The sequence below is a fragment of the Dysgonomonas sp. BGC7 genome (genome assembly GCF_001261735.1).
Lineage (GTDB): Bacteria > Bacteroidota > Bacteroidia > Bacteroidales > Dysgonomonadaceae > Dysgonomonas.
Genome location: NZ_CVRP01000006.1, coordinates 100447 through 123137, shown reverse-complemented (window position 1 = coordinate 123137; position 22691 = coordinate 100447). Strand labels below are relative to the sequence as shown.

General features: G+C 38.6%; 19 protein-coding genes. 8 read left to right on the top strand and 11 right to left on the bottom strand.

The window, feature by feature from the left end; all coding sequences use genetic code 11:
• Window positions 1-16: 16 nt before the first annotated feature.
• The 6 genes from BGC7_RS04310 to BGC7_RS04285 all read left to right on the top strand — a co-directional run bounded on the left by BGC7_RS04310 (window position 17) and on the right by BGC7_RS04285 (window position 6830).
• On the top strand, window positions 17-547 hold the full coding sequence (locus BGC7_RS04310) for an RNA polymerase sigma factor (RefSeq protein ID WP_050700332.1): 531 nt from the start codon (window positions 17-19) through the stop codon (window positions 545-547).
• A 6-nt stretch (window positions 548-553) separates the two neighbouring features.
• Window positions 554-1090 (top strand): hypothetical protein, encoded by a 537-nt coding sequence (locus tag BGC7_RS04305; protein WP_050700331.1) that lies wholly within the window; start codon window positions 554-556, stop codon window positions 1088-1090.
• 11 nt (window positions 1091-1101) lie between these two features.
• Complete coding sequence (locus BGC7_RS04300; protein ID WP_157258660.1) at window positions 1102-2331, top strand: DUF4097 family beta strand repeat-containing protein; 1230 nt, start codon at window positions 1102-1104, stop codon at window positions 2329-2331.
• A 26-nt stretch (window positions 2332-2357) separates the two neighbouring features.
• On the top strand, window positions 2358-3053 hold the full coding sequence (locus BGC7_RS04295) for a head GIN domain-containing protein (RefSeq protein WP_082206462.1): 696 nt from the start codon (window positions 2358-2360) through the stop codon (window positions 3051-3053).
• Between the two features lie 138 nt (window positions 3054-3191).
• A complete protein-coding gene (locus BGC7_RS04290; RefSeq protein WP_050700328.1) occupies window positions 3192-5810 on the top strand; it encodes a valine--tRNA ligase in 2619 nt (872 codons plus the stop codon).
• A 129-nt stretch (window positions 5811-5939) separates the two neighbouring features.
• A complete protein-coding gene (locus tag BGC7_RS04285; protein ID WP_050700495.1) occupies window positions 5940-6830 on the top strand; it encodes a transporter in 891 nt (296 codons plus the stop codon).
• A 61-nt stretch (window positions 6831-6891) separates the two neighbouring features.
• Here the strand turns inward: BGC7_RS04285 and BGC7_RS04280 are convergent, their stop codons facing one another.
• The 3 genes from BGC7_RS04280 to BGC7_RS04270 all read right to left on the bottom strand — a co-directional run bounded on the left by BGC7_RS04280 (window position 6892) and on the right by BGC7_RS04270 (window position 10414).
• Window positions 6892-8022: an NUDIX hydrolase gene (locus BGC7_RS04280; RefSeq protein WP_050700327.1), complete on the bottom strand. Its 1131-nt coding sequence runs from the start codon at window positions 8020-8022 to the stop codon at window positions 6892-6894.
• A 136-nt stretch (window positions 8023-8158) separates the two neighbouring features.
• Window positions 8159-8632: a GtrA family protein gene (locus BGC7_RS04275; protein WP_050700326.1), complete on the bottom strand. Its 474-nt coding sequence runs from the start codon at window positions 8630-8632 to the stop codon at window positions 8159-8161.
• 9 nt (window positions 8633-8641) lie between these two features.
• Complete coding sequence (locus BGC7_RS04270; protein WP_050700325.1) at window positions 8642-10414, bottom strand: ArnT family glycosyltransferase; 1773 nt, start codon at window positions 10412-10414, stop codon at window positions 8642-8644.
• A 170-nt stretch (window positions 10415-10584) separates the two neighbouring features.
• On the opposite strand from BGC7_RS04270, the gene BGC7_RS04265 reads away from it, so the two are divergent.
• Together BGC7_RS04265 and BGC7_RS04260 are read left to right on the top strand one after the other, a co-directional pair.
• Complete coding sequence (locus BGC7_RS04265) at window positions 10585-10917, top strand: zinc ribbon domain-containing protein YjdM (protein WP_050700324.1); 333 nt, start codon at window positions 10585-10587, stop codon at window positions 10915-10917.
• A 91-nt stretch (window positions 10918-11008) separates the two neighbouring features.
• The gene (locus tag BGC7_RS04260) at window positions 11009-11833 is read left to right on the top strand and encodes an MBL fold metallo-hydrolase (RefSeq protein WP_050700323.1); all 825 of its coding nucleotides are present in this window, start codon (window positions 11009-11011) and stop codon (window positions 11831-11833) included.
• A gap of 226 nt (window positions 11834-12059) precedes the next feature.
• Here the strand turns inward: BGC7_RS04260 and BGC7_RS04255 are convergent, their stop codons facing one another.
• From BGC7_RS04255 to BGC7_RS04220, 8 genes are all read right to left on the bottom strand, one after another.
• Window positions 12060-13523, bottom strand: a complete 1464-nt coding sequence (locus tag BGC7_RS04255; RefSeq protein WP_050700322.1) for a hypothetical protein — start codon at window positions 13521-13523, stop codon at window positions 12060-12062.
• 243 nt (window positions 13524-13766) lie between these two features.
• Window positions 13767-14978, bottom strand: coding sequence for a cofactor-independent phosphoglycerate mutase (locus tag BGC7_RS04250; protein ID WP_050700321.1), 1212 nt, complete (start codon window positions 14976-14978; stop codon window positions 13767-13769).
• Between the two features lie 68 nt (window positions 14979-15046).
• The gene (thrA, locus tag BGC7_RS04245; protein WP_050700320.1) at window positions 15047-17488 is read right to left on the bottom strand and encodes a bifunctional aspartate kinase/homoserine dehydrogenase I; all 2442 of its coding nucleotides are present in this window, start codon (window positions 17486-17488) and stop codon (window positions 15047-15049) included.
• A gap of 30 nt (window positions 17489-17518) precedes the next feature.
• Window positions 17519-19030, bottom strand: a complete 1512-nt coding sequence (locus BGC7_RS04240; RefSeq protein ID WP_082206460.1) for a S41 family peptidase — start codon at window positions 19028-19030, stop codon at window positions 17519-17521.
• Between the two features lie 89 nt (window positions 19031-19119).
• Entirely contained in the window at window positions 19120-19728 is a 609-nt protein-coding gene (locus BGC7_RS04235; RefSeq protein ID WP_050700318.1) for an L-threonylcarbamoyladenylate synthase, read from the bottom strand.
• A gap of 96 nt (window positions 19729-19824) precedes the next feature.
• A complete protein-coding gene (locus BGC7_RS04230) occupies window positions 19825-20643 on the bottom strand; it encodes an enoyl-ACP reductase FabI (protein WP_050700317.1) in 819 nt (272 codons plus the stop codon).
• 122 nt (window positions 20644-20765) lie between these two features.
• Window positions 20766-21653, bottom strand: a complete 888-nt coding sequence (locus BGC7_RS04225; protein WP_369799071.1) for a DMT family transporter — start codon at window positions 21651-21653, stop codon at window positions 20766-20768.
• A 208-nt stretch (window positions 21654-21861) separates the two neighbouring features.
• A complete protein-coding gene (locus BGC7_RS04220) occupies window positions 21862-22623 on the bottom strand; it encodes a lipocalin family protein (RefSeq protein WP_050700315.1) in 762 nt (253 codons plus the stop codon).
• Window positions 22624-22691: the final 68 nt, after the last annotated feature.

Below are 22691 nucleotides of genomic sequence, written 5' to 3'. Positions count from 1 at the left end.
AGGGTAACCAAGATAGATGATTAGTTTCGATTACGGCATAATAGAACAATGCAGAAGAGGCGAACGCAGAGCGCAGATGCAATTGTACAATACTTTCTCCAAGAGAGTGTACAATGCCTGCTATCGGGTGCTGCAAAATTCGTCCGAAGCGGAAGACTCTATGCAGGAAAGCTTTCTGAAAGTATTTTCGAAACTCAACGAATATGACGAAGCTACCCCTTTCGAAGCTTGGTTGGTACGCATTGCGATCAATACCTCTATCGACAAATTGAGGAAAAAGGATCTGGATGTTATAAATCTGAACGAAAATATCCACTTCGATACTGCCGAAGAAAATGATAGTGACGAATGGGAGTATATAATAAACAAAGTAGAACAAGTAAAAGCAGCAATAAAAAAGTTACCTGAAACCAGCAGAATTATATTGAGCTTATACCTCATGGAAGGATACGACCATGACGAAATAGCTGAAATACTGCAAACAGCTCCCGGCACAATCCGGGTACAATACATGAGAGCGAAGCAAAAATTGATAGAACTTATTTGAGAGAATATGGAAAAAGACAGGAAAAAATATATAGAAGACAACAGAGCCATATTTGACGACGAAAATCCACAGGAAGGACATAGCGCACGATTCGAAGCTCTATTGAACAAACAGGGCGAAACTCCTGTGAAGAAACGCACAATAAGAAAAAATCTTATTGCCATAATATCTGTTGCGGCTTCCATCGCCATTCTGGTATTCGTTTCATCGAAATTCTATATGCCATATATGGGAAGTGAAAAACCAATAGAAAACAGCATTACTATAGACGAATTTCAGGCCACAAACGATTACTACAATGAACAAATGAAAGAGCAAATTGCCGATATTATGTGTAAGCTGGCAAATACAGACAGCGAAAATCAGGCGCAGCTAACTGCCGACTTACAGAAGATAGTAGATAATAATTCTAAATTTGTGAGCGAAATGGAAAACAACGATAATAAAGAAATAGCCATGCGCTATCTTGTAAAGCATTATAAAGCAAACATAGAAGCACTGGAAAATATAAATGAAAAATTAGGTAAACATACAAAATGCTAAAAACTCAAAATATGAAAAAGTATATATCAACGGCCTGTTTATTTGTTCTGGCTATGCTTCCGAGTCTGATATTTGCATCTCTTTCTTCAGACTCGATACCTCAACGTGAAAAGAAACCAGGCTTACCGGATATGGAAGAAGTTTTCGAAAGCCTGAAAGATCTGAAGATAGACATCCCCGAGTTTGATTCTTCGATGATTATGGCCTTCAACTCCAGCAGCAATGACCTCGTATTGGATATGCAAAAGAGGAACGGAACGAAGATCTTTAATTTCAGCTTCTCTGAAAAAACGGATGACAAAACTCCGACAAGGATAGAAAAGAAAACATTTACCAATATATCCGAAATAGAGTTTTTTCACAAATACGGGGACATTATCATACGGGAAGCTACATCGAATCAGATAGATCTGGAAATACAATATTTCGACTCGAGAGTCATGAAAGGATCATGTAATGTATCTACTACAAACAAGCTTCTATCTATTAGTACCAACGGTACAAGTAGTGGAAACCGAGGAGCAAAGATCAATTACATTATAAGTATTCCGCGAAACATAGGATTAGATATTGATCTTAAATATGGCAATATTAAACTGGACAAATATCAAGGACCTTTTACAGCAGACTTGTCGTACAGTAACCTGAATGCACAAAGCCTGAATAGTGACAAAGTACAATTAAAGTTAAGATATAGCGATGTAAAAATAGGAGAAATACAGAATGTTGATATAACAGGATCGTATTCTGATGTAAGCATAACCAAGGCAAAAAAGATAGAGTTTTGGGGAAACTACTCTAACTATAAAATTGGAGAAGCAAACGAAATAATAACAAAAAGCAATCAATCTTCATACGGAGACCTAAAGGTAGGAACAGCAACAAATATAGATATCAATCTCAAATATACAAATATTGTCATCGACAATCTTATATCGAATCTGACAGCAACAACAACCTACGGCGACCTTACTGTAAAATCAGTTTCGCCGAAGCTGAAAGCGATAAAAATAAAAGGCAGTTATGCAGATGTTGCCATATCTCTACCTTCCACGCTCACTGTAGAATTTGATGCAGCATTCACTTACGGTGACATCAGCATATCGAAGAAATATCCGGTAAAGCATATTCAATCTTCAGAAGCGATAGGCCGGATTACAAAAAAAGGTATTATTGGCTCCGGAACTCCTACTGCAAAAATAGAAGTGTCTAACGCCTATGCAGATATCGTTATAAGATAACACTCTAATAAATTAAAAATTACATTATGAAAACTATCACCCTTTTACTCATTTGCTGTTCTATATCATTTGGCATATCTGCTCAAGTGATTAAGGAAAAAAGGCAAGCTGCTAATTTCGAGAAGATAAACGCTAATGCAGGAATAAATGTATATTTTACTCAAGGCAGTTCGTACTCGGTAGAAATAGAAACCGATGCCGAAACCATGAAAGAGATAGCAGTAAGCGTAACTGACAAATCCCTCAATCTGGGAAGAAACACCAAAATGAGAAGAAATAACAATGTAAAAATAAATGCATATGTGTCAGCCCCCAACCTCAATGCAGTTGCTATATCTTCCGGTGCAGACTTTAAAGCAACGCAAGTAACCAATAAGGGAGACTTCTCTATAGCAGCATTGGGAGGTGCAGATATAGAAATAGGCAGGTTAGCTGCAGAAGACTGTAAAATAGCCCTCTCGGGAGGTGCAGATTGCGATATCAAAAATCTTCAGGTAAAAAATCTTAATCTTGCAGCGTCGGGAGGCAGCGATACTGATATAAATATTGCAGATGCCGATTATGTGAAAATAGCAGTAAGCGGAGGATCAGACGTAGAACTGAAAGGAAAAGCCAAGTCTGCCGATATTATCGCCAGTGGAGGATCGGATGTGGATATCAAAGAATTTAGATGTGATAACCTCAACTCAAAAAAATCAGGAGGAGGAAGTATAAGAAAATAAAATCTTTCGGATAATAAATAACTGTTTAAAAGGGAGGTGTCTTAATAGTAAAAAAGACAACTCCTTTTTTATCTATACTAATAAATAAGAAACTATTTCGTATTTTTGTTCCCTCTAAAAAGTTATTCAACTATTAATATGGAAATTGCAAGTAAATACAACCCTGCCGAAGTAGAGGACAAATGGTATAAATATTGGCTGGAAAATAAATTATTCCATTCCGAGCCGGATAGTCGCGAACCTTATACGATTGTTATTCCTCCACCCAACGTCACCGGAGTATTACATATGGGGCACATGCTGAACAATACCATACAAGATATACTTGTGCGGCGTGCACGCATGATGGGCAAAAATGCCTGCTGGGTACCGGGTACAGACCATGCGTCTATTGCCACGGAGGCAAAGGTAGTTGCTAAGCTTGCCACGGAAGGAATAAAGAAGACCGACCTGAGCCGTGACGAATTCCTAAAGCACGCATGGGATTGGACACACAAGCACGGAGGTATTATACTCGAACAGTTGAAAAAACTGGGTGCATCATGCGACTGGGAACGAACTTGCTTTACAATGGACGAAAAGCGTTCCGAAAGTGTACTCAAAGTATTTGTCGACCTCTACGAAAAAGGGCTCATCTACCGGGGCATCCGTATGGTAAACTGGGATCCTGCTGCAAAAACAGCAGTGTCGGACGAAGAAGTAATACACAAGGAAGTAAATGGCAAACTATATTATGTACGATATAAAGTAGAGGGAGAAGATGGATACATTGTAGTAGCTACAACCCGTCCCGAAACAATATTCGGAGACGTTGCTGTATGTATCAACCCGAACGATCCAAAAACAGCCCATATGAAGGGCAAAAAGGTTATTGTACCTATTGCTAACCGTATAGTACCTATTATAGAAGACGAATATGTAGATGTGGAGTTTGGTACAGGATTCCTGAAAGTAACTCCTGCCCACGATGTGAACGACTACATGTTGGGAGAAAAATATAATCTTGAGAGCATCGACATACTAAACGATGATGGTACTCTTAACGCCCATGCCCTGCAATACGAAGGTATAGACAGATTCGATGTGCGCAAGCAGATAGAAAAAGATCTGGAAGCCTCAGACCTGCTCGAGAAAGTAGAAGCATATACAAATAGTGTAGGTTTTTCGGAACGTACAAATGTTCCTATCGAGCCGAAACTATCTATGCAATGGTTCCTGAAAATGGAAGATCTGGCAAAACCTGCACTTGATGCAGTAGAAAATGATACGATTAAATTCCATCCTGCAAAATTCAAGAATACATACCGTCACTGGATGGAGAACATCAAGGATTGGAACATCAGCCGTCAGTTGTGGTGGGGACATCGAATACCAGCATATTACCTCCCCGAAGGAGGATTTGTTATTGCCGAAACAGATGAAAAAGCTTTGGAAAAAGCTCAGAAGACGAATCCAAATCTGACGATGGCTGATCTACGTCAAGACGAAGACTGCCTCGACACGTGGTTCTCATCATGGTTGTGGCCAATATCCGTATTTGATGGCATCAACAACCCTGACAATAAAGAAATAAATTACTACTATCCTACAAACGATCTTGTAACAGGGCCGGATATCATTTTCTTCTGGGTAGCCCGCATGATTATGTCGGGATATGAATACAGAGGAAAAGCCTGTTTCGAAAATGTATATTTCACAGGAATTGTGCGCGACAAGCTGGGACGTAAGATGTCGAAACAATTAGGTAACTCGCCCGATCCTATCGAATTGATGGAGAAATACGGTGCCGATGGAGTCCGTATGGGATTGCTCCTTACCGCCCCTGCCGGAAACGACCTGCCCTTCGATGAAGGACTGTGCGAACAGGGACGTAATTTCAACAATAAAATATGGAATGCTTTCCGCCTTGTAAAAGGATGGGAAGTTAGCGATAGCATAGAACAACCCGAAGCTGCAAAAACAGCTATAGAATGGTTCGAAAACACATTGTCGAAAACAATAAACGAACTAAACGACCTGTTTGAAAAGTATCGTCTTTCTGAAGCCCTGATGGCTGTTTACAAGCTATTCTGGGACGAGTTTTCATCTTGGTATCTCGAAATGGTAAAACCGGCTTATCAGCAACCGATAGACAGAAGAACCTACGAGGCTACTCTCGGGTATTTCGATTCTTTGCTTCGTTTGCTCCATCCGTTTATGCCATTTATCACAGAAGAGCTATGGCAAGCGTTGAAAGAGAGAGGTGAAGGGGAAAGCATTATGACCTCATCAATACCGAAACAGACAGCCATTGATAATGATTTGCTCGCAACGTTCGATAAGGCAAAAGAAATTATCGCGGGCATACGCACAATACGACTTCAAAAGAACATACCAAACAAGGAGGAATTGGCTCTTGATGTTGCAGGCGAACACAACATACGATACAACAGTGTAATTACCAAGATGGGCAACTTATCTGCTATCAACATAGTAAAAGAAAAAGACCCTACCGCAGCTTCATTCCTGGTAGGTACTACCGAATTTTCCATCCCATTGGGAAACAACATCGACATAGAGGCCGAATTAAAGAAACTGAACGAAGAATTAGTTTATCTCGAAGGCTTCCTCAAGTCGGTAGCAAATAAACTCAGCAATGAAAAATTCGTAGCCAATGCAAAACCTGAAATAGTGGACAATGAACGCAAGAAACAGGCCGATGCGGAAAGCAAGATAAAGACGATAAAGGAAAGTATAACTAACCTGAATAAGCAATAATGAAACAGAGGGGGTAACGAATGTTATCCCTTCTTTTTTCACTAACTTTATACGTAGTAATTAAAAGGCTAAATATTGCCTTTGGTCATTCTCTTTCAGTCAGAACAAAAGATAATGAAATACAGCAATATGATTGGTAAAATAAAAGCTTATATGATGCCTATTGCGATGGCAATAGGTATTATATTTCATCGCTATGTGGGAGAGTTATCTTTTCTTACACCATACCTCATAGCCATCATGCTACTAATAACCTATTGTAGCATTTCGTTTCGTGAACTGCACTTTACTCGCCTCCACTTATGGCTAATAGTTATACAGGTAGCAGGAAGTATAGTGGTCTACCTTCTGTTGTTACCACTCAATCATATTGTTGCGCAAGGGGCTATGATCTGTATATTGGCTCCTACGGCAACATCTGCTCCCGTAATAACAGGTATGTTGGGTGGAAGTGTAGAAAGTCTCACAACATACAGCTTGCTGTGCAACCTCACCATTATCGTTATTGCACCCATTATCTTTGCATTCACAGGAGAAGTCGATGCAGCTTCTTTTGTCAATTCATTCTGGATTGTATTCAGTAAAGTATTTGTTCTATTATTCATTCCTCTGTTCGGAGCTTTAATATTGCAAAAATACTTGCCAAGGGTACATCACGAAATTCAGAAAGCGAAATCACTACCGTTCTATCTTTGGTCGGTCGCACTTATTATTATTACAGGAAAGACCGTTCAGTTTATAATAGATCAGGAGAACCCTCAATTTACAGTCGAGATTAGTATTGCTCTGATTGCGCTCATCATCTGTATAGGTCAATTTCTTATCGGACGCCGACTAGGACGAATATACAACGACACAATAGCAGGAGGTCAAGGCTTAGGACAGAAAAACACAATCCTTGCCATATGGATGGCTCAAACATATCTGAATCCTATTTCATCCATTGGACCGGGAGCTTATGTGCTTTGGCAAAATATAGTAAATTCTTATCAGGTATGGAGAAACCGAAAAGGAATATAGCTTAATGGCTTTTTTCCTTCACGTTAACACAAAAATAGAGGTAAAAAATATAACGTAGGTTTTAGTTACCACTAGGATGAGCCATTATATCGGAAGGTACAAGAACCATATTCTTTAAATACTCAAATTCTAACTCGAAGCATTCGCTGAAAACCTCATCGGCAAAAGCCTCTTCTAACTGTTTTACAGTCCAGAATTTACCTTTCATCTTGCCATCACGTTTTATAAGGTCTTCATCATCCAGATGAACTACAAACAGAAATATAAGACGCTTTGTATCATCGTTTTCGAAAACATATTTCAACAAGAATTTTATAGACAAGTCCATTTCTTGCCCCAGCATTTGCCTTATACTATTGCGTGCAGCCAGATTTATTTCGTGATTATAGAGCATATATTTCTCGAACGGATAGTCCAACTTTCCCGGACTCAGATTGTCACTTAGAGGACGTTCCTGTAAGTAAACCTTCGAATTCGATATAAGAGCCACTCTCACTACCGGATGAAGAAACTTATTCTTCATATTGAGAGATACACTTTTTGCTATCTTTCCTGTCACTTCACCTTTATCGGTAACAATCGGCAACCATTCTTCTTTTCTCAGTTTAGATGCCAGTGTACTTACTTTGAAGACCTGATAAACACCAACAAGCAAGATAATAAGAGATGGTATTACAGTAAACATAATTATGTCTAACACAACAGCCTCATGTACACTGATTGTAAATTGTGTATATAATAATATACTGAATATATGCAGGGTAAGTCCATATTGTATAAGAGTGACGGAATCATAAAACTCATTCAATAACGCTTTCTCTATTAAGTTTTTCTGCCGGAAAAAGAATACTCCTATATATAATTTACTAGCTCTCAATATCATAAACAAACAGACTATACATGCCTCGAAAACAACAACATAGACAAAGGGCTTTTTTACATACTTATATGAAAAAAACCAAACAATAAGAGTGATGAGGATGGCTATTGCAGATATATAGAAAGTAAGGCTAAAGCCTCTGGTTTTATATGATAGTCTGAGAAACATCTCACAGACTACAGTCCACACAAAAGATATAATCAGAGCCGGCCCTACAGAGATGGTAAAAGACCGTAGAACAATAAATAATATAAATGGCAAAAGTCCGATAGCCGGATTGGATACATATTTTCTAATTCCCTTATTTAGCATATTTTTACAATTGTCAGAGTAGGAAGTCCGTATTAATATAGATCGAAGGTCTGTATATACCCTAATAAACAAATGAATCTTAATATTGTTTGCCGATTTATAGATCTCAAAAGTTAAAATTAGGACGTCTCAATTTTTAGTTTTCTTTGAATGTGAATAGCTTATTTATAACAAACTGAATAGCAGCAACTATAACAATAGACAAGCCTTTCGAAACCATTTCGGGTATTTCGAATTGACCAATAAATACTGTCATCAGGGTTGTACTTATTACCAGACCAATAGCAGCAACTCCGGCAAAAGAGAAAAAACGCTTAAGCTTGTTGTCAGTTACCTTAAATGTAAAATAACTATTCAGTACAAAATTATTGATAATAGCCAGAATATTGCTAATAATATGTGACACATCCATATCAATGATGTGAACAGGCAATTTACTGCCTAGTAAGTCTACAATATGTGGAGAAAAGGGATAATGTACCGATAGTTTTATTGCAAGTAAATAGAATACTCCAAAATCTATCAGCGCTCCTACAGATCCTACTATTCCATATTTTATCAGTTGCCTGACTGATTTGTTTTTAGATAGATCTACGATCTTTTGCTTCATGTGTAGTTTTTAGTTTGTATTTCCTTTCGGACTCTCTTTCTTTTCTATTTTGAAAAAGAGAATCTCATCTTTCAAGTCATTGTATTTATCGCTTGATTGCAACAAGGTAAATTTATAATTGCTGTATTCTTCCTGAACTTGCTCCGAGTATCGGTTGAGAGTAACAAAGTACCCTTTTTCAGGTTTTGCGATATCTATATTCTGGAAAATATTGTGTAAATAAAAATTCAGACCGTAAAGGTTATTATATTTCTCAAGATTATTAGTTACATACACATTACCCTCCAGATCGTATTTCTGAGAAAGATGTTCTGCAAAAGGACGGGAAGAGTATGTATTCTTAAATCCCTGTAGAAGATAAGCATCGAGAAAGATGTTGATTGCCAGCATAACTCCAAATCCTGCCATCAGAATCTTCACATTCATTCTTTTGCTCAGTAAATAAATGCTATTTATAATAGCCCATAACAGAACAAAAAGGGCAAACAAGCCGAAGCCTCCCGGACTGAGAAACATATCGGAGAATATTTTCATATCCCGTAATGTTCTTTCTCGTTTAGAGAAATTATGAGACAGTTCTTCTATATTGAGTACGCCTGTATAAGACAATCCCACAACAAGTAGTGCAATAAAAGCTATAGAAACTAATATCCATGTAGAGATACGTACTGCTCTCGGCTTGAAATCGGCAAGATATATGAAGAAGCGCGCAATAAATATAGCCAAAAACGGATAGACAAGCATTATGTAAACACTACGCTTGGAAATAGGTATCGAATAAAAGATCAGCGATATTACTACAACAGACAGGCTAAATAGAAGAACCTTATCCATCGACAGCAGTCTATTTACAATAGCTTTCAGCGAACCGGGTTTGTTGTATTTGATAAAAAACAGGGATATAACCAACAAAATAGTCCAAGGAAGGAAGCCCGAAGCCAGATATGCAAAATATACCCAGAAAGATCCTTCATGCCCCAATTCGTAGCCAGCATTGAGGTCTGACGACTGCATGTGAATAAACCTTCCTATATTTTCATAGAAAACCCTGTCGAAGAATGCGTCTCCTTTTATCTCATAAGCAGCATAATACCATATAAGCGGAATTATCAATGCCGGTAATCCGGCTACAATACATTTCAAAGCTGCTTTGAAGAAATTCTCCTTTTGGCAAAGGAGATATACTCCAAATATCATACATGGCAGTAGTATTCCGACAGGCCCTTTTGTCAAAGTAGCCATACTAAGCAAAAACCAAACGGATATAAGTTGTCCTATTCGCCGCTTTTCATACCACGTATACATCTGTATAAGTCCCGCTACAAGAAAGAATGTAAGAACCATATCGACACGGGTAGTCATAGCAGCCCGATGTATTTCAAAGCAGGTGATAAGTATAAGACAAGAGACAAAGGCCTCCAAAACAGGACGACGGCGTGCAAAGAACATAAAACAAACGCCTATCATAGCAATGAAAGCGATTGTAGAAGGCAAGCGGGATGTAAACGGAGTAACTTCACCTTTGGTCAGCACCAAAGACAATCCGGCAATCATCCAGTGATTCAATGGCGGTTTATATGCAAATTCATCTGCATAGTTCGAGGGAATCACCCATTCGCCTTTCTCTATCATAGAAACAGCTAAAACGGCCTCACGAGGCTCTCCTTTAGTATAAAAATCCCCTAAACCTATCCACGGCAAAGTGGATAATGTTGCAATAAGCAGAATCAAAAGAAGGGGCTTTTGAAGGTAAAGCGTTTGTAAAAAATGAGACTTCTTCATATATAGCCATTTGAATATTTCTGCAAAGATAAGTTTTTTCTCGTTTTCAAGATTATAATTAACTGCTATTATTGAAAGTAATAACCCCTATTAGGAATATATACAGTTGCAGCCTAGCCTTATTTAGGTTATCTTTGCAAAGATTACACTAATAAAAAACAAACTTAGAGATGGAAGAAACACCGAATTGCCCGGCTTGTAATATGGCAAATACTTATTTTGACGGAACAGCTTTTATTTGTCCCGATTGTTTTCATGAATGGACAGGCGAAGCGCACACAGAAATTGAAGACACTACCCCCCGCGACAGTAATGGAGCCGAGCTTCTCGACGGAGATGCAGTAACTGTAATAAAAGACCTGAAGGTGAAAGGCTCGTCAATGGTAATAAAACGTGGAACAAAAGTAAGAAGCATCCGCCTGACAGAAGAACCAACCGAAGTGGATTGTAAGATAGACGGATCGAGTATTGTCTTAAAGACTTGCTTTCTGAAAAAAGGTTAACATTACTTGATAAAAATAAACTGAAGTGTTCATAACTTTAACGTTACGGGCACTTTTTTTATGGACAGACTCTAGTAACTTTGCAAGCATCATGCAATACAACTTATTTACACAATATAAATACAAATTCTTTTGCCTTGGAAGCGGCAGCAGCGGGAACTGTTATTATCTGGGAACCAACGATTATGGCATACTAATAGATGCCGGTGTGGGCATACGCAATGTTCAAAAAACATTACGTGAATACGGTGTTTCGTTCGACAAAATAGCAGCCGTACTCATTACACACGACCATGCCGACCACATAAAAACTGTAGGATGTTTTGGCGACAAATATAATATCCCCATCTATGCTACAGAAACCGTACACGAAGGTATTTTAAGAAACAGAGCCGTACAAGCCAGCCTAAAACAAACCAGAAGAGCAATAAACAAGGAAGAAACATTCTCTATACATGACTTCCGGATAACAGCATTTGATGTACCGCACGACAGTATAGCAAACGTAGGTTACCAAATACAGTTTGACGAACAGACATTCGTACTCCTCACCGATGTAGGCTGCATTACCGACAAAATCAAAGAATATGCCTCCACTGCCAACCATTTGGTGATAGAGGCCAACTACGACGAGTATATGTTGCAGGCAGGCAAATATCCTTATTATCTGAAAGAAAGAATCAAGAATGGTACAGGCCACCTGAGCAACCGCTTGTCGGCCGAATTTATAGCCAGCATATACAACAAAAGCCTATACAACATATGGCTCTGCCATCTCAGTCAGGACAATAATCATCCTGAAATAGCCTTCAAAACAGTAGAACAGGCATTGAAAGAGAAAGGTGCTGTAATAGGGGAAACCGTGAGGCTCGAAACCCTCAGCAGATATAAAGCTTCGGGACTAAGAGAGTTTTGACAACAACCTCCTTTTCATAAAATAGAAAAATCCCTCAAACGAAAGATACTAATTCAATTTTTTGTTCCTATCTTTACTTATAAATAAATTGACTTAATCTTAACAATAATATGACAAAGAAAGTATTAGCAGCAACTTTAGTAGCGGCTGTAGCTAGTGTCGCCGTATACGCATATATTCAGAAAAAGAAGAAAGAAAGACGTAGAAACTTGCCTATGACTTTCATTTAAGCAAGCTCTGTAACATCACTTATCCCATTGCGATTAAACAGGATACGGTATTTTTTATAATATTCTGTTTCGTCAGATATACACTGTAAGATAAAATACAGTGAGTACATTTTGTTGCCTTCGATACTAACAAATCCTTTTTCTTCATCGGCCAGATAAAGTGGAATATACGGATTGTCCATCTTCTGAGTAAAATTCAACAGATTGAAGCGGGTAATATCATTAATCCCCGACAGGCGATATTCCTTATACTTTTCTATCTCCTCTTTCGACAGATTCACCCACTTACGATACAGAATAATTTTTTCGTCATACACTTCATTCTCTGCTTCTACAAGGGGGCTTCGAGCACGCAGGTTACGAACCTCTTCGGGCAGCTTATTTTCTTCGATGTAGTCGAATGCTTCTTTCACCCAGCCAATCTCTTGCTTACGGATACTCAATTTAAGCTTCGTATCATAATATTTTTTCCCGAGCTTCGACGAAAAATAGTAGCGCATCATATCTTTGATACGGTCTTTGAACATATAGCTAAAGACGAGTATAATGAAAAGGTCGGTAGTAAAATTACCAAAGCGCTGAGTGGCGAAAAAAGATATTACAGTAGCAAATATCATAGCTATACCGGCAGCAATGCTATAATAGAACTGCTGGGCTAAAAGACCGTCTTTCTTCTTCAAAGTCTGAAGAAAGAGGTCACTTTCTACAAACTTCTTGAGAATATTCCGCTGAGTTATCACCAGACTGTTGTGCTTCTCATCTTCTTTTTCGAGCAACATAAAGCCTCGTTTTTTACGATGAGCTATTTCGTCTTCCAACAGCTTATTTAGTTCAGGTTTAAGAATTTCGAATACAGGTTTCCCTTTCAGAAACTTGATTATTTGGAAAGTATACTGCTCGATAATATTTCCCAGAAAGTTGTCTCCGAAAAGAAAATATTCACGCTGTTGCACCGTAATTTCAGGGTTCTCCAATTCTTCCCATATTTCCCTGTATTGCAATGCTATCTCTCTGACATCGCCAATATAGGATTTTATTTCAGAGATAATTTCTTCGTCAGAAGTCGCTTTTGTTACAACCTGTACCTGACGACGCAGGGCACTCTTGACAATACAAACAAGCATTTTTACCTGATACACATAGCTTTCCGTTTTTACGGCATTTTCCGGATCAACAGCTAATTCATCTACCGCTTTTTGCAGACGGGGAATAGGCCCCCGACCTGTTTTTAATATTTCGCCTAAAGAGTAGACAGGAGTAATCAAGCGAATATTATTTTTTACATCCTTATAAAAATCAGGTTTCTGATATGTGAAGCGATTAATATCAAGACTATTAGGAACAAACATCCAAGTATTAATTTTAAACTCGTTGATGTCTGCCCCACTCCCATTGGTAATAAAACCTATTTTAAATTCCAATGAAAAATTGTCATGTACTTTTACTTCGGTATCAATCATTATTTAGAATGAACTCTTATTCCTCTGCATTTAAATACAATTTTAACTAAAACCTGACAAACTTGTACGAGCCCCTCTTAGTCTCCCCTCCGGGGAGAAATTGCTGACGCAAAAAAATTGTTCCTCCTATGCTAACTGTTGACTGATTACTGTTAACTGATCAGTTTTCAATCCTCTTGGCTTTGCCTAAGCCTCCCTTTCGGGGAGGTTGGAGGGGCTTTATAGATAAAGTTTTAGCGAATACTATATTTTCCCAAAAAGAGTTTTCATAAACTCATTTCCTCTTATAAGCCCATAAGCACCCTTAGGAGACTCAAATTCATCATAAACCTGTACAGCATCCCCTGCCTCATCGGAACGGTAGATAAGGAACGGAATAGGCTTATTTGTATGTGTTTTGAGAGCACAAGGAGTAGGATGATCGGGAAGAATGGCAATGGTAATAGGCTCGTCCCAGTCTTTAGTAGCTTCGTATATAGTTTTTACTACCCTATTGTCCAGATACTCGATGGTCTTTGTTTTCAAAGCATAATCTCCCTCATGTCCGGCCTCATCGCTGGCTTCGATATGCAGATATACAAAATCGTCATTTTTAAGAGCATCGATAGCAGCCTGAGCCTTTCCTTCATAATTGGTATCGTAAAGCCCTGTCGCACCCTTTACATGAATCAGTTTAAGACCGGCATACACACCGATACCCATAATAAGGTCTACAGCAGATATCACCGATCCGCTTTTGATGCCATACAACTCCTGTAAAGTCTGCATTTGTGGACGATAACCCGGCGACCAAGGCCAGATGCTATTGGCAGGATCTTTTCCTTCCGATATGCGTTTCAGGTTTACAGGATGATCTTTGAGCAATTCCTGCGATTTGAGGATTATCTCGTTAAGATAATCGGCAGATTCGCGGGCTTCGGATGTTTCCGCCTTTATAAGGACTTCACTAAATGGTGTACCCGTAACATCATGTGGCGGAGTGCAATCCAAGTTCTTATTTCCGCCTTTCAGCTTAAGCAAATGGCGGTACGATACTCCCGGATAGAAGCTTACCTTTCCGTCATTCAATTTACTATCCAGAAACTGAATAAGCTCCGCAGCCTCTTCGCTCGATATGTGTCCGGCAGAGTGGTTCTTAATCTTTCCGTCTTCGATGCAAATAAGATTGCAACGCATAGCCATTTCTCCGGGCAGAATATCTACACCCATACTGGCAGCCTCAAGTGAGCCTCTGCCTTCAAATACCTTCGGCACATCGTAACCCAATACCGAAAGATTAGCTATTTCGCTCCCAGGCTTAAAGCCGGCAGGAATAGTATCCAGTTCTCCACTCTTTCCTTTGGCAGCCAACATATCTATATATGGCTTCTTTGCTGCCTGCAAAGGAGTTTTATTACCCAGTTGGGCAATAGGTTCATCGGCAGCACCATCTGCCAAGATTATAATAGTTTTCATAAAAATAAAATATAAACAGAATTATACTACTTAGTTTCTGTTTTTCACAGGAAGATTCAGGCGATTGATTATCTCACATTAGCGATACTGATAATATCAGAGAATACCCCGGCTGCCGTAACGCTGGCTCCGGCTCCGTAGCCTTTTATTATCATCGGATATTCATTATACCTCTCGGTCGTTATCTGGATTATATTATTACTGCCTTCGAGATCATAAAAAGGATGGTTTTGTCCTACTTCCTGAAGACCTACTTCGCAACTGCCATTTTCGTACTTGGCTACAAAGCGGAGATGCTTATGCTCTTTTTCCAGCTTCTCTCTCCTACTCTCAAATTCGGCATCCAGTTGTCTTATGTTTGCCCAAAATTCCTCTATTGTTCCTTCAAAATACTCCTGAGGAACAAACAAGTTTTTCTGTACATCGGGCTGTTCTACTCTGTAACCTGCCTCGCGGGTAAGAATAACTAACTTGCGAACTACATCCATGCCACTCAGGTCGATACGTGGATCGGGTTCTGAATAACCGCTTTCTTTGGCCAGATAGATCGCTTTACTGAACGGAATATCGGCACTGATAGTATTGAATATAAAGTTGAGCGTTCCGGAAAGAACAGCTTCTATCTTTACAATTTTATCGCCCGAATTAACAAGTGAATTCATCGTATTTATAATAGGAAGTCCTGCTCCGACATTCGTCTCGAAAAGGAACTTAATATTACGTTCGCGGGCTGTATTCTTCAGTTGAATATAATTGTCGTATGCCGAAGATGCAGCCACCTTATTTGCCGTAACCACCGAAATATTCTTCGACATCAGTTCTCCGTAAATCTTAGATACAGCCTCACTGGCAGTACAGTCTACAAACACGGCATTGAAAATATTCATGTTTATAATACCGTCTTTAAGTATTTCGGGATTGCTGGGGATACCTTTTTCTTCAAGTTCGGCTCTGTAATTATCAAGATTTATACCTTCTCTACAAAACAAGACCTTACTTCCTCTGGCTATTCCTACTACGTTGAGTTTCAGTCCATATTGTTCCATAAGTTTTGGCTGCTGATGGCAAATTTGTTCTATAAGATTACCACCTACAGTACCTATACCCACAACAAAAAGGTTGAGAACTTTGTAGTCGGAAAGGAAAAACGAATCGTGAATAGAGTTTAATGCTTTACGCAAATATTTATTTTTGATAACGAAAGAGATATTAACCTCCGATGCTCCCTGAGCACAGGCAATAACGCTGATGCCACTCTTTCCGAGCGTTTCGAACAGCTTGCCGGCAATACCCGGAGTATATTTCATGTTTTCGCCTACAATGGCCACTGTTGCCAATTCGGTTTCGAGCAGAACACGGTTGATGCTGCCCAAAGCTATTTCTTTTTCAAACTCTTCTTCGAGCACTTGTACTGCAAGATTTGCATCTACCGAACGGACTCCTATCGAAGTGCTGTTTTCGGATGAAGCCTGGGAAACAAGGAACACGCTGATGCCGTTCTTGGCCAATGCCCTGAATATTCTGAAATTTACCCCGATAATACCTACCATACCCAGCCCTTGGACAGTGATAAGGCATGCGTCGGAAATGGAAGATATTCCTTTTATCAGAGCTTTACTTTTTTTCGACTCTCCGTTGTGCGAAATGTATGTTCCCGGAGCATCGGGCTTGAAGGTATTCTTTATTCTGATAGGTATATTCTTATGATAGACAGGGAATATTGTAGGAGGGTAAATGATCTTTGCTCCGAAGTTACACAGTTCCGTAGCTTCGGTAAACGACAGATTTTCGATCACATGCGCTCCGTTTATAACCTTCGGATCGGCAGACATGAAACCATCTACATCTGACCATATTTCTAAAATATTGGAATTGAGCGCCGACGCAAAAATTGCGGCAGTGTAGTCTGATCCTCCACGCCCCAGATTAGTAATTTCTCCGCTGGTTTTGCAAGTAGAGATAAACCCTGCAACCAGTATCTTTTTAGAAGAAAGTTCAAACGCATCCTGAATAAGTTTACTCGACAATTCGATGTCGGGAGTATGCTTTCCGAAAGCCGAATCGGTCTTGATTAGCTCTGTTGCATCCCACAGTTCAAACTCGGGAAAGGCATAACTTATAATCAATGCAGACAAACGCTCTCCGTAGCTTACTATCTTGTCGGAAGTCTTAGGAGACAGGTCATTGATAAGAAACACGCCCTTGAAGATGTTGCTCAGTTCTTCCAACAGCTTATTCACATCCGACTCCAACAACGGTCTTTTTTCGTCCGATATATTAAGCTTGCTGACAACAGTGATATGTTGTTCGACTATTTCCCTAAACTCACGTTCGTAAGAATAATCGCCGGAAGCCGCCAGTTCGGACGTCATCAATAATTTATCCGTAATACCTTTGAAAGCAGAAACAACTACAACTATGGGCTCTTCTACTGCCCCTATTATTTTTTTTACATTGGCTATGTTAGTAGCAGAACCTACCGAGGTTCCACCAAATTTCATTACTTTCATCAGTATATTTTAATCTTTATTTTTCTTTAATTAGTATTGCAACTTAGAATCTATTAATTGCTGAATTCTATTATCATTAATTATCAAGTCGTAAGTACCGCTTTTAAGGGCACGTGACCATCCGATAGATTTCATCGTAGCAGGCTTTGTTTTAACTGTTTTTTTCTGAGATTTTATTCCTGCTTTAGCAAGAGCAAAATTTAGAAGAGTTTCGTTCTCATCGCCCAAAGAGTATAGCAATCCATTTTCTATTCCGGTAAAATCATCGACAATAAAATCAGGAGTAAATCCCATTGCATATTCAGACTTGTTCTCACTATTATAAGTCTTAGAGACAATTGGTTGCATACCCCATCTGTTGCGACTGTCGTTTTCTTCGTACAGAGAGAAAGAGCCGACATTCTTTCCATACGTTCGCTCTCCTATCAAAACTATTTTATCGCCCATATAAGGATATAGCCCATTGATAACAAGTTCACTAGCAGAAGCAGTATTCCTACCTACAAGAATATACAGCTTTTCTATCTTGTCTCCATATTTGGGGATGAAGTCTGAAACAGTAATGTTACCCTTCGAGTCCTGAACCTCTATGTTTTCTTTGAAATAACTATTTACAAAACTGTTGTAATTCCTTCCCAGTTCCTGTTTTGCATAGCTTGTGAATACCGGATTAAATTCTTTATATGCAAAGAGCTTCGACGTGCTATTTCTGCCGGGGACTAAGGCACTCGCTATATTTAGCGCACAAGTCTCATATCCGCCACCATTGTAACGCAAATCGAGAATAAGGGTAGTTATATTCCTATCATTGAACTTAGAAAATATCTTAGCTAGCTGTTTGTCATATTTATATGATCCATCTGCATTGTCCATCGTAAATTGATTATAGACAATATAGCCGGCCTCTTTCCCCTTGTTGTCGGTATAAATACTATCGAGATAGATAGGATTTTCGGAATAATTACCGGTAGGCTGCACGGTTATAGCTCCCGAAAAATTCAGTCCTTCCAGTTTGTATTCCGCCGCATTCTGATATAATGCACTCGACCAGTTTTTATCATTCAGTTCCACACCGTTTACCTTCGTTATAACATGTCCCCTCTTAAGATTCGATTTTTCGGCATTAGTTCCTTTCTTTATATATGTTACATAAAACATAACATCAGACTTTCCCTCTTGTCTGAGATAAGGTATAAAATCAAATCCGATCTCTTTAGAAGAAACACCACTTAACGAATTCAGCAGATCTACATAGCTGGCTTGTATCCAAGAGAATCTATCGCCCTCGTATGTAGTTTCGTTATAGGGAAATAAAAGTTTATCGAAAAAATCAGAAGGAGAAATTGTCTTATCCAACGTCCTTTCTGAAGACATCTTGTCTCGCCAATAATAATAGAAATCCATGTTTTGGTAGATCCAATTATTTACATATTCATTATCGGCCCGTTGTTTTTTATTTTTACCCTCGTCTTTATCTTCACATGCAACCAGCATGACCAGAAGCAGTACAAGTGACAGCAAATTCACATATTTTACTTTCATAAGGACTTATTATATTAGCATTAATATATTTTTGCTCGCAAAGAATATGTATTTGCAGATGTCTGCAAATATATAGATTAAATGTTCTATTACAAAATTAATTCACCCTTGCCCTGACGTATTATCTCGGGCTCATCTCCTGTACAATCGACAACTGTAGAAGCCTCTATGCCCCCATATCCTCCGTCGATAACTATATCTACCAGATTCTCATATTTTTCATAAATAAGCTCGGGATCGGTAGTATATTCAATCACCTCATCTTCATCTTTCACCGAAGTGGTCAAAATAGGATTGCCAAGTGCATTAACCAGTTCACGGATGATATTATTATGGGGAACACGTATGCCCACCGTCTTCTTATTCTTGTATATTTTGGGAAGGGAAGATGTAGTATTGAGGATAAAAGTAAATGGCCCGGGAAGATTCTTTTTCATCAGCTTGAAGGTGGCATTGTCTACCTTCGCATATTCACTTATATTACTCAAATCGTAGCAGATAATAGAAAGATTACTTTTGGCCGGATTAATATCCTTCATTTTGCAGATTTCTTCCACAGCCCTTACATTAAGAGCATCGCAACCAATAGCATAGACAGTATCCGTAGGATAGATAATAAGACCTCCATCCTGCAAAACTTTCACAATCTTATCTATCTCTTTCTGGTTCGGATTTTCGTCGTATAACTTTATAAACATGCTACAGGTAATTTTAATTCCCAAATTTAGTGATTTATATGAGAAAAAGGCTCATAAATTGTTATTTATGAGCCTTTCACCAATTATCGTTATTTCTTATTTCTTTTCGATATAATCTGTAACAATCGCCTGAGTGAGACCCATACTAGAAAATCCTCCGTCGTGGAACAAGTTCTGCATCGTAACTTTGCGCGTGAGGTCAGAGAACATCACTATACAATAGTCTGCACATTCGTCAGCACTGGCATTGCCTAGTGGAGACATCTTTTCGGCAAAATCGAAGAATGCACCCATACCTCCGATACCTTGTCCGGCGGTAGTCATTGTTGGTGACTGAGAGATAGTATTTACACGTACACCTTTGTCGCGTCCATACACATAACCAAAGCTGCGTCCGATAGACTCTAACAATGCTTTGGCATCGGCCATATCGTTATAACCTGTAAATGTACGTTGTGCAGCAATATGAGTAAGAGCAAGTATAGAACCACCGTCTGCAATAGCATCAAGTTTTTTGGCCACTTGCATCATTTTATGAAACGAAAGAGCTGATACATCTAGCGTCTTATCATAAAAGCCATAGTCAAGATTGTCATAATCGCGTCCTTTACGTACGTTCGGTGACATACCTATCGAGTGAAGAACAAAATCGATCTTACCACCAAGTATTTCCATAGATTTTACAAACACTTGCTCAAGATCTTCGACACTGGTTGCATCAGCTGCTATTACCTGTGTATTCAATTTTTCGCTCAGTGCGTTTGTTTCACCCATTCTTACAGCCATAGGTGTATTAGACAAAGTTATTATAGCTCCTTGTTCTACTGCTTTTTCAGCTACTTTCCAGGCAATTGATTTGTCATTCAGTGCTCCGAAGACAATACCTCTCTTACCTTTTAATAAATTGTTACTCATATTTATTATTATTTAGTTGATTGTCAATTCTTTAATATACTAAAACGTATTTTTAGAATCAGGTTATCGCACAAAATTAGTAAAAATGTGCAATATATAATCTAAAATTGCCCTAAAAATACTCATCCCTGATTATTCGAAGGTTTTTTAGTGCTCAATATTACAAAAATTACAGCTCCGATAATGATCATAAGCCCCAAAAGGCTATTCCATCCGAAAGGCTCATGGAAATGAAATACACCCACAAGGGTAGCGACCACAGGCTCTAACGAACCAAGTATAGATGTGATAGTAGACCCCGCATATTTGACAGCTCTGACAAGCGCAAGATTGGACAATACGGTTGCAAAAACAGATAGTCCAATCAGGTTGAACAACGATCCGGTATCGGGAATCAATTGTATGCCTGTCGTAAAATGAGAAAACACGGAGAAAATAAATATACCAAAAAGCATAACATAGAAAGTCACTGTCTCCGCTTCCAACTTCTTTATCTCTTTACTATTCAGCCATACAATGTATATGGAATAGGTGAACACTGTGAGCAAAACAATCAGTAAACCTTTGGTACTGATAAAACCATTATCGCTCCAACTGAGCAGTGCAACTCCGATCAGCGACAGTATTGCAGCAAACAACAAATTCCGTGAGGGCTTTTCTCTGAAAAAGATAATCATCAGAAAAGAAACCGATATAGGATAAAGAAAATGGAGTGTAGTAGATACTCCGGTAGAGATATAGCTATAAGAATAGAGCAAACCCATAGCCGTTATAGGATATAAAAGCCCGAGACAAATGAGCTGAGCAGCAGCTTTGGGTGAAATCTTAAGATTTTTTTTCCTTGCGAGAGATACTATCCCTATCAGAATAGTAGATATAAGGCAACGATAAAACAGGATAGAAGGGGCATGAATGCCTGCCTTCAGCAATGGTAGAGAGAAGAATGCTATAAGTCCGAATGTACCGGAAGAGATAAGAGCTAATATAATACCTTTTGTTTTGTCCATCATTTATTTAGGTCATAAGACCTATTTTATTATTTTGTCTGTGTAATTAAAATAGAGCCTGCAAAAGTAATCATTCAAATCTTAAGAAACAGTTTTTTGCTAAAAAGTAACGAAACAATATTCGACAGAGTGAAGCATAGTCCTAAAAACCGCATAAATAAAAAAATCCTGCTATCGCAATGATAACAGGACTCTATAATTTAAAAAAGAATCAATTTGCAGGACTTTCCCTTCTTTCGTAAGTTGATTTCACAATCACTTTGCTCACTCCCGGAAATTCTTCTATGTAAGCTTCTGTATCATCGGTATAAATAATCAGTCTGTTTTCGGACATAGAAATATCAGCGACATCTGTATATTCCTTGCCACCATCAAGATATGTCACAGTTAGACTATTACCATATAGGCTGTAAGACCCATTCTTTTCAGACCCACTATCAGAGATTTTTCCGTCTTCGCTGAAAGTAATATAATCAAAAAAATCGATATCATTATTAACGGCTTTTTCTACTGCTTTTTTTATTTCATCACTAGATGCGGTTACTATCGGATCGAAAGAAACAAAATCCCAAGTTCCTATAATATTTTCCTCATTAGGCTTAAAGGTTTTAAGCACAAACTCCTCCGATTCGCCAATAATAGAACCACTTCCCGAGTCTCTGAATGCTTTGACTACGATCGTATACTTTGTATCGGGAGTAAAATAAGACTGCTCAAATATAACGCTTGTAGACTGATCGACAGGCATTATAGAATTAGAATTCTGCCATTCGGCACCTCCTTCGGCCTTGAAGAAAACCTGATATCTATATGCGTTGAGAATTTTTGGCCAACTCAGTTTGATTGTATTATATGATACAACTTCCGACTCTACTTTAATAACGGCCATGCTATCGTTGCTTCCGTCATCATCGGAACTACAAGCTGCAAATAAAAAAGGAGTGAGTAATAATAGTAAAAACAGTTTTTTCATACTTTTTGTTTGTTTTATGTTAAAGGTTTCATGTATACAACTACAAAAATATGAAAGAGATAGAAAAC

Bases quoted from the DNA above. Each gene is read 5' to 3' on its own strand.
- BGC7_RS04295 (WP_082206462.1), top strand. From the start codon at position 2,358: ATGAAAACTATCACCCTTTTACTCATTTGCTGTTCTATATCATTTGGC.
- BGC7_RS04300 (WP_157258660.1), top strand. From the start codon at position 1,102: ATGAAAAAGTATATATCAACGGCCTGTTTATTTGTTCTGGCTATGCTT.
- BGC7_RS04255 (WP_050700322.1), bottom strand. From the start codon at position 13,523: ATGATTGATACCGAAGTAAAAGTACATGACAATTTTTCATTGGAATTT.
- BGC7_RS04305 (WP_050700331.1), top strand. From the start codon at position 554: ATGGAAAAAGACAGGAAAAAATATATAGAAGACAACAGAGCCATATTT.
- BGC7_RS04285 (WP_050700495.1), top strand. From the start codon at position 5,940: ATGATTGGTAAAATAAAAGCTTATATGATGCCTATTGCGATGGCAATA.
- BGC7_RS04220 (WP_050700315.1), bottom strand. From the start codon at position 22,623: ATGAAAAAACTGTTTTTACTATTATTACTCACTCCTTTTTTATTTGCA.
- BGC7_RS04250 (WP_050700321.1), bottom strand. From the start codon at position 14,978: ATGAAAACTATTATAATCTTGGCAGATGGTGCTGCCGATGAACCTATT.
- BGC7_RS04235 (WP_050700318.1), bottom strand. From the start codon at position 19,728: ATGTTTATAAAGTTATACGACGAAAATCCGAACCAGAAAGAGATAGAT.
- BGC7_RS04240 (WP_082206460.1), bottom strand. From the start codon at position 19,030: ATGAAAGTAAAATATGTGAATTTGCTGTCACTTGTACTGCTTCTGGTC.
- BGC7_RS04275 (WP_050700326.1), bottom strand. From the start codon at position 8,632: ATGAAGCAAAAGATCGTAGATCTATCTAAAAACAAATCAGTCAGGCAA.
- BGC7_RS04270 (WP_050700325.1), bottom strand. From the start codon at position 10,414: ATGAAGAAGTCTCATTTTTTACAAACGCTTTACCTTCAAAAGCCCCTT.
- thrA (WP_050700320.1), bottom strand. From the start codon at position 17,488: ATGAAAGTAATGAAATTTGGTGGAACCTCGGTAGGTTCTGCTACTAAC.
- BGC7_RS04290 (WP_050700328.1), top strand. From the start codon at position 3,192: ATGGAAATTGCAAGTAAATACAACCCTGCCGAAGTAGAGGACAAATGG.
- BGC7_RS04260 (WP_050700323.1), top strand. From the start codon at position 11,009: ATGCAATACAACTTATTTACACAATATAAATACAAATTCTTTTGCCTT.
- BGC7_RS04310 (WP_050700332.1), top strand. From the start codon at position 17: ATGATTAGTTTCGATTACGGCATAATAGAACAATGCAGAAGAGGCGAA.
- BGC7_RS04280 (WP_050700327.1), bottom strand. From the start codon at position 8,022: ATGCTAAATAAGGGAATTAGAAAATATGTATCCAATCCGGCTATCGGA.
- BGC7_RS04265 (WP_050700324.1), top strand. From the start codon at position 10,585: ATGGAAGAAACACCGAATTGCCCGGCTTGTAATATGGCAAATACTTAT.
- BGC7_RS04230 (WP_050700317.1), bottom strand. From the start codon at position 20,643: ATGAGTAACAATTTATTAAAAGGTAAGAGAGGTATTGTCTTCGGAGCA.
- BGC7_RS04225 (WP_369799071.1), bottom strand. From the start codon at position 21,653: ATGATGGACAAAACAAAAGGTATTATATTAGCTCTTATCTCTTCCGGT.